The following is a 7,113-nucleotide window of genomic DNA, read 5'->3' on the forward strand; positions in this document are numbered from 1 at the left end:
AGGGTGAGGCTGGTGTCGCCCAGCACGTAGGCGCCGGCGGAGGCATTGTCGGCGACGGTGTCGCCGAAGGTGATGTCCCAGCCGGCGATGCGCGAGTCGCAGATCTCGAGGGCGGCCCGCACCTCGGCGACGGCGGCGCGCACCTGGTCCATGTCGAGCTCGCCGTCGGCCAGGTCGGCGCCGAGGACGAAGGCGACCTCGGCCTCGACGCGGGGCTGCAGGAAGGTGCCGGCGGGGATCGTCGCACCGGCGGGGAAGGCCATGTCGTCGAAGAGGACACCGAAGTCGGGCTGGTCGACCCCGAGCTGGGCCTGGACGGCGGTGGAGGTGAGCCCGATCTTGCGGCCGACGATCGTCGCGCCGGCGGCGAGGCGCTGTTCGGTGACGCGGGTCTGGACGGCATAGGCGGACTCGACGTCAGTGGCGTCGATCAGGTCGCGGACCGGGGCACAGGGTGTGCCGCTGCGGGCTGCCTCGACCAGTCGCCGGGCCGCCTCGTCGAGGGACTCGGGAGTGGGAATGACGGAAGCATCGGTGGTTGTGGTCACCACTTGAGCGTCCACTCCAGAGACGCCCGGTTCAACGGGTCGTTCCGTGGCATGGAACATGCCCCGCCGGGCCAGGGGCCGTCCAGAAACCACATCGAGAGCGGTCCTCGGTGCATCATCTGCACCACCGCCCGCCATGGAGGTGGTTTCTGGACGCACCCCCGGGCACCGGCCCCGCAGGGCATGCCCGGGTCGAGAGCCGGGGGCCACAAGTGGCATCCTTGCCCCATGCACATCCTCGTGGTTGACGACGACCAGGCCGTCCGCGACTCCCTCGCCCGCTCGATGCAGTACAGCGGCTACGAGGTGAGCACCGCCACCGACGGCCTGGAGGCCCTGGCCAAGCTCTCGGCCATCGACGCCGACGCCGTCATCATGGATGTGATGATGCCGCGCCTGGACGGGCTGGAGACCACCCGGATGCTGCGCCAGACCGGCAATGACGTACCGATCCTGATCCTCACCGCCCGCGATGCCGTGGGCGACCGGGTGGACGGCCTGGATGCCGGCGCCGATGACTACATGGTCAAGCCCTTCGCCCTGGACGAGCTGCTCGCCCGGATGCGGGCACTGACCCGCAGGGTGCGCCCCGAGCGCGAGGCGGCCAGCGAGACGCTGGTCTTCGAGGACCTGATCCTGGACGCCCAGACCCGCGAGGTCTCGCGGGGCGGCCGCCGGATCAGCCTCACGCGCACCGAGTTCGCGCTGCTGCACGTCTTCATGGAGCACCCGCGCCGGGTGCTGGAGCGCGGCTGGCTGCTCAACGAGGTGTGGGGCTTCGACTTCCCCACCACGGCCAACTCGCTCGAGGTCTACATCGGCTACCTGCGTCGCAAGACCGAGGCCGAGGGTGAGGCCCGCCTCATCCACACCGTGCGCGGCATCGGCTACGTGCTGCGCGAGACGGCTCCCTGACAGGTGGTCACCACCCTCCCCCGACGAAGAACCGACAGGCCAGACACCCCGTGAACCAGCTGCAACGCACCGTCCGATCCCTGGTGAGGGGAGACTGGCGGCGTCGTCGCGCCTCCCTGAGCCGACGCCTGGTGTGGCTCTCGGCGCTGTCGGTGAGCATCGCGGTGCTGCTGGTGGCCATCGCCGCCTACCTGATGGCCCGGATCAGCCTGTACGACCAACTGGACAACGAACTGACCGACGTCGCCTCCTACACCGCCGGCCCGATCGCCTCCGACCTGGAGGGCATGGGCGGGCTCAATGCCGGTGCGCTGCGTGCCGCCAATGTCTCGCTGATGCTGCTGGGCAGCGACGGTCGATCCAAGCAGGTTCCGGGCACCACCGTGACCTTGCAGCCTGGCCCGCAGGAGATCGCGATCGCCCGAACCCAGACCGGCACGAGCGCCCGTACCCTGACCGACGTCGACGGCACCACCTACCGAATGGTGGCCGTGCCCCAGACCATCGAGGACAAGCGTTATGCGCTGGTGCTGGCCCGCCCGATGGCCCCGACCCGGCAGACCCTTGAGGCCCTGTGGCTGACCATGATCATCACCGGCGGTGTGGGCGTGCTGCTGGCCGTCGGGCTGGGGGCGTGGAGCTCTCGCCAGGCGCTGCTGCCGCTGCGCAATCTGTCGGCGGCGGTGACGCACGTCACCGAGACAGACGAGCTCACCCCCATCGAGATCCACTCCGACGACGACCTGGGCGAGCTCACCCGTTCCTTCAACACCATGCTGAACTCGCTGGGGTCCTCTCGTGAGCGGCAGAAGCGCCTGATCGCCGATGCCGGCCACGAGCTGCGCACACCGCTGACCAGCATGCGCACCAATATCGAGCTGCTGGTGGCCGACGACAAGACCGGCATGCTGCCCGACGGGGCCCGCGGCGAGATCCTGCACGACATCGCCGCCCAGCTGGGCGAGCTGACCTCGCTGGTGGGTGACCTGGTGCAGCTCTCCCGCGAGGACCGGGTGACGACGAACCCGGAGCACCTGGACTTTCGTGACGTGGTCGAGGCGGCGATCCTGCGGGCGAAGCGCCGCGGGCCGGGGCTCACCTTCGACGTGGAGCTCAACCCGCTCTTCCTGGTGGGCGAGCCGGACACCTTAGAGCGGGCTGTGACGAACCTGCTGGACAATGCGGTGAAGTTCTCCCCGCCGGGCGGCACGATCCACGTGCACCTGCAGGGTGACCAGCTGCGCATCGCCGACCAGGGTCCGGGCATCGCGGACGAGGATCTGCCGCACGTCTTCGACCGCTTCTTCCGCTCCGACCGGGCGCGCAACACCCCCGGAACGGGCCTGGGGCTGTCGATCGTGGCGCACACCATCAGCTCCCACGGCGGCACCGTCGAGGCGCGCCGCTCGGCGGAGGGTGGCGCAGAGTTCGTCGTGACCCTGCCCGGTCGCACGGTGGAGCAGGAGGACGACGACACCGGAACGCAACCGGCCGTCACCGACTGACCGGCTGCTCGGCTGCCCACCCCATCGGGCCTGCCCCGATGGCCGAAGGTCTGGATAGTGTGCTGGTCGCGGATCCGATTCCGGGCCGGAACAGGAGCAGGAGCAGGCAATGAGGTCGCAGCTTCGACGACTCGTGGCCCCGGTGGTGGCCGCCGGAATCCTGATGATGACGGGATGCTCGATCCCCCGCGATCCCGACCACACGCTGGACCGGATCGACCAGGAGCACGAGCTGGTCGCCGGGGCGGCACCGGCGCCGCCGCTGCTGGTGGTCGACGGCGGGCGGGTCGAGGGGCCGGAGGCCGAGCTGGTGGAGGGTTTTGCCGCCACCCGCGGGGCGACGGTCACCTGGCAGGTGGCCAGCCAGGAGGAACTGGTGAAGCGGCTCGAGGACGGCCAGATCGACCTGATGGTCGGTGGCCTGACCAGCAAGAGCGAGCTGTCGAAGAAGGTGGGCCTGACCCGGGCCCATTCCGAACAGGTCGACGAGCACGGCGACCGGGTGAAGTACGTGGTGGCCGCCCCCTTGGGTGAGAACGCGCTGGTGACCGAGTTGGAGCGGTGGTTCGACCGGGGGATGCCGGAGGCCTCGCGATGAGCGCGAACTTCGGCGACACCCGGCTGCCGCGCGAGCAGCAGCGCGCCCTGGCCAGGGCCCGCCGCCTGGAGTGGGTGAGCATCGTCTTCCTGGCCATCTCGGTGGCGGTGGTGGCCGCGGTGATGGGCAGCTCGCAGGCAATGAAGGCGGCCTGGATCGAGGACTGCCTGAGCTTCCTGCCCCCGATCGCCTTCCTGGTGGCGCTGCGTCGGGTGCACAGGCGGTCCGACGACGAGCACCGTTTCGGCCATCACCGCGCCGTGGGCGCCGCGCACCTGGCGGCCTCGGTGGCCCTGCTGGCAATGGGCTCATTCCTGCTCGTCGAGTCGGCGATGACGCTGGTCAAGCAGGAGCACCCGACGATCGGGACGGTGCAGCTGTTCGGACACACCATCTGGCTGGGCTGGTTGATGATCGCGGCGATGGCCTGGACTGCGGTGCCGCCGGTGGTGCTGGGCCGAATGAAGATGCGGCTGGCCGAGGACCTGCACGACAAGGTGCTCTATGCCGATGCCGACATGAACAAGGCGGACTGGTCGACGGCCGCCGGGGCGATGCTGGGCGTCCTGGGGATCGGGATCGGCTGGTGGTGGGCCGACTCGGTGGTGGCGGGCTTCATCGCGGTCTCGATCGTGCGCGACGGCTGGACGAACCTGCGCAATGCCCTCGACGGACTCACCGACGTGCAGGCCCGCACTTTCGACGACTCCGGCCCGCACCCGGCGATCGACCAGGTGGAACGCTATTTCCTCGGGCTGCCGTGGGTGGAGCGGGTGTGGGTGCGGATGCGCGACATGGGCCACGTCTTCCACACCGAGGTCTTCGTGGTGCCCACCGATCCGCACCGGGTGGACCTTGACGTGCTGGCCCGCGCCGGGGAAGAGGCCGCTGGCCTGGACTGGAAACTGGACGACCTGCAGGTGGTGCCGGTCGCCGAGCTGCCGGAGAGCGCCGGACGGGGCACTGCCTGAGCCGGGCACCGCCTGAGCTGGGCACCGCTTGGACTGGGCAACGCCTGGGCGTCCCACAACCCAGCGCATCTTGACCCCGCGGGGTGGGGTCGACGGACCCCTGCCGTGGCTAGTCTCGTCCCCATGCCCAACCCCCACGGCAGCACCCCATCCCATGGCCCGGTCGTCGGCGCCCCCGGCTCCCCCACGCTGGAGGACGGCAGTCCACTGCGTCGCAGCATCGGTACCTGGGGGCTCTACCTGTTCATTCTGGGCGACGTGCTCGGGGCGGGCGTCTACGTGCTGGTCGGCGAGGTGGCCGGTATCGCGGGCGGGGCGGTCTGGGTGCCCCTGCTGGTGGCCCTGCTGCTGGCGCTGCTGACGGCCGGCTCCTATGCCGAACTGGCCACCAAGTACCCGCGGGCCGGTGGTTCCTCGCACTATGCGCAGCGCGCCTTCGGACCGTTCTGGGCCTTCCTGGTGGGCTTCTGCATGTTGGCGGCGGGCATCGTCTCGGTCGGTGCGCTGGCGCTGGGCTTCGCCGGCGACTACTTGGCCGCCTTCGTCGAACTGCCGGTGCCGCTGACGGTGACGCTCTTCCTGGCGCTGCTGGCCGGCCTGAACATGCGCGGGATCAAGGAGTCGATGGGCGCCAATGCAGTGGCCACCGTCATCGAGGTCTCGGGCCTGGTGCTGGTGCTGGTGCTCGGCCTGCTGGTGATCGGGCGGGGAGACGCCGACCTGTCGCGCCTGACGCAGCTGGGGACGCCGGGTCACGGCCCGGTCAGTGCGGTGCTCGCCGCCTCGGTGCTGGCCTTCTACTCCTATGTGGGCTTCGAGACCTCGGTGAATGTCGCCGAGGAGGCGCGCAACCCGGCTCGCTCCTACCCGCGGGCCCTGTTCGCGGCCCTGGTGACCGCCGGCATTGTCTACGTCGGGGTCGGCGTCGCGGCGAGCGCCATTGTTCCCACCGACCAGCTGGCGGCAAGTTCAGGTCCGCTGCTGGAGGTGGTGCGTGCCGCCGGCGGCGTGCCCGTGGTCGTCTTCAGCCTCATCGCGCTGGTGGCCGTCGCCAACGGTGCCCTGCTGACCGGCATCATGGGCTCCCGGCTGGCCTACGGCATGGCCCGCGACGGCCTGCTCCCCTCGGCGCTGGGCCGGGTGCTGCCCCGACGGCGCACCCCATGGGTGGCGATCCTGGCCACCACTGGCCTCTCACTGGTGCTGGCGCTGACCGGCGAGATCGACACCCTGGCCTCGACGCTGGTGCTGCTGTTGCTGGTGGTCTTCTCCAGCGTGAACGTGGCAGTGCTGGTGCTGCGCCGTGAACCGGTCGACCACGAGCACTTCCGGGTCCCCCGGGTGCTGCCGCTGCTGGGGTTGCTCAGCTGCCTGCTGCTGGCCACCCGCGTCGAGGGCGACACCTGGCGCCTCGGCCTGCCGTTGCTGGCGGTGGGCGCCCTCTTCGCGGCCTTCGCCGCTCGCCGCAGCCGCACGGTCACCACCCGCTGACATCCGCGCTCCTCGGTAGGGCTGCCGACAGGTTTCGCCCGCTGCGAATTTTGCCCACCCGAAGGGGTGGGAAAGTGGCCTGACCATTGTCCTGCCCGACAGGCTTGGCGCGTGTACAGCGCCGAGAAGCCAGCCATCCACCACCGCGTCCCCAGTGGGCTCGACTATGCCCTGCGCTTCGGCGTGCCCGCACTCGTCGCGGTCGCCTGCACCTGGGTCGCCGTCTGGGTGATCGGGCGCACCAGTTTCGCCCTGGTGCCGATGGCGATCTCGCTGCTGGTGACGGCCCTGCTGACCCCGGCCGTGCGCTGGCTCGACCAGAAGACCCCGCTCAACCGCTACCTCAGTGGCGCCCTGCTGCTGGTCGCACTGCTGGGCGGCGTCTTCACCCTGGTCTGGGCCGCCACCCGCGTGATGGTCCAGCAGATGGGCAGCATCACCGAGACGGGCAAGCGTCTGATCAATGACGGCGCCGCCTGGCTGCGCGAGGGGCCGCTGAAGATGGACTCGGCCCAGCTGCAACAGGCCACCGACCAGGCCCAGGAGTGGCTCAGCGGCCACAGCGGATCCTTGGTGCAGAGCGCCATGACCTTCGGCAGCTCGTTGAGCCAGGTCACCGCCATGACGCTGCTGGTGATCGTCAGTGCCTTCTTCTTCCTGGGTGACGGGCCGGCGATGTGGCGGGCCGTGCTGTGGCTGGTGCCCCCGGCCTCGCGCCGTCGCCAGTACGACGGTTCGCGTCGCGGCTGGCGCAGCCTGGAGCTCTATGCCCGCACCGCCGTCGTGGTGGCCGCCATCGACGCGATCTTCATCGGCCTGGGCGCCTGGCTGCTCAAGGTGCCCTTCCCCATTCCGGTGGCCATTCTGGTCTTCGTCAGCGCCTTCATCCCCTTCATCGGTGCCATCGCCTCCGGCGCCGTGGCCGTCGCACTGGCCCTGTTCGCGCACGGCCCCACGACTGCGCTGTTGATGCTGCTCGTGGTGCTGGCCGTGCAGCAGCTGGAGGGCAATGTGCTGCAGCCGCTGCTGATGGGCAAGACCGTCTCGCTGCACCCCTATGCCGTGATCGTGGGCGTCAGCCTGGC

Annotated in this window: 7 protein-coding genes; 6 read left to right on the plus strand and 1 reads right to left on the minus strand. The window is 70.1% G+C overall.

Going from position 1 to position 7,113, the window contains the following annotated elements; genetic code table 11:
- Window positions 1-548: 2-keto-4-pentenoate hydratase (locus ACHFFZ_RS04830; protein WP_394275529.1), on the minus strand; the 548-nt coding region annotated here is incomplete at its 3' end.
- A 228-nt stretch (window positions 549-776) separates the two neighbouring features.
- On the opposite strand from ACHFFZ_RS04830, the gene ACHFFZ_RS04835 reads away from it, so the two are divergent.
- The 6 genes from ACHFFZ_RS04835 to ACHFFZ_RS04860 all read left to right on the plus strand — a co-directional run.
- Entirely contained in the window at window positions 777-1,463 is a 687-nt protein-coding gene (locus ACHFFZ_RS04835) for a response regulator transcription factor (protein WP_394275530.1), read from the plus strand.
- A gap of 59 nt (window positions 1,464-1,522) precedes the next feature.
- Window positions 1,523-2,968 (plus strand): sensor histidine kinase, encoded by a 1,446-nt coding sequence (locus ACHFFZ_RS04840; protein WP_394275535.1) that lies wholly within the window; start codon window positions 1,523-1,525, stop codon window positions 2,966-2,968.
- A gap of 109 nt (window positions 2,969-3,077) precedes the next feature.
- A complete protein-coding gene (locus tag ACHFFZ_RS04845) occupies window positions 3,078-3,566 on the plus strand; it encodes a transporter substrate-binding domain-containing protein (protein WP_394275531.1) in 489 nt (162 codons plus the stop codon).
- On the plus strand, window positions 3,563-4,537 hold the full coding sequence (locus ACHFFZ_RS04850; RefSeq protein WP_394275532.1) for a cation diffusion facilitator family transporter: 975 nt from the start codon (window positions 3,563-3,565) through the stop codon (window positions 4,535-4,537). The genes ACHFFZ_RS04845 and ACHFFZ_RS04850 overlap by 4 nt, the downstream gene beginning before the upstream one ends.
- A gap of 123 nt (window positions 4,538-4,660) precedes the next feature.
- On the plus strand, window positions 4,661-6,028 hold the full coding sequence (locus ACHFFZ_RS04855; protein ID WP_394275533.1) for an APC family permease: 1,368 nt from the start codon (window positions 4,661-4,663) through the stop codon (window positions 6,026-6,028).
- Between the two features lie 111 nt (window positions 6,029-6,139).
- On the plus strand, window positions 6,140-7,113 hold a 974-nt coding region (locus ACHFFZ_RS04860; protein ID WP_394275534.1), incomplete at its 3' end, for an AI-2E family transporter.

The sequence above is a fragment of the Luteococcus sp. genome (assembly GCF_043424415.1).
Taxonomy (GTDB): Bacteria; Actinomycetota; Actinomycetes; order Propionibacteriales; family Propionibacteriaceae; genus Luteococcus.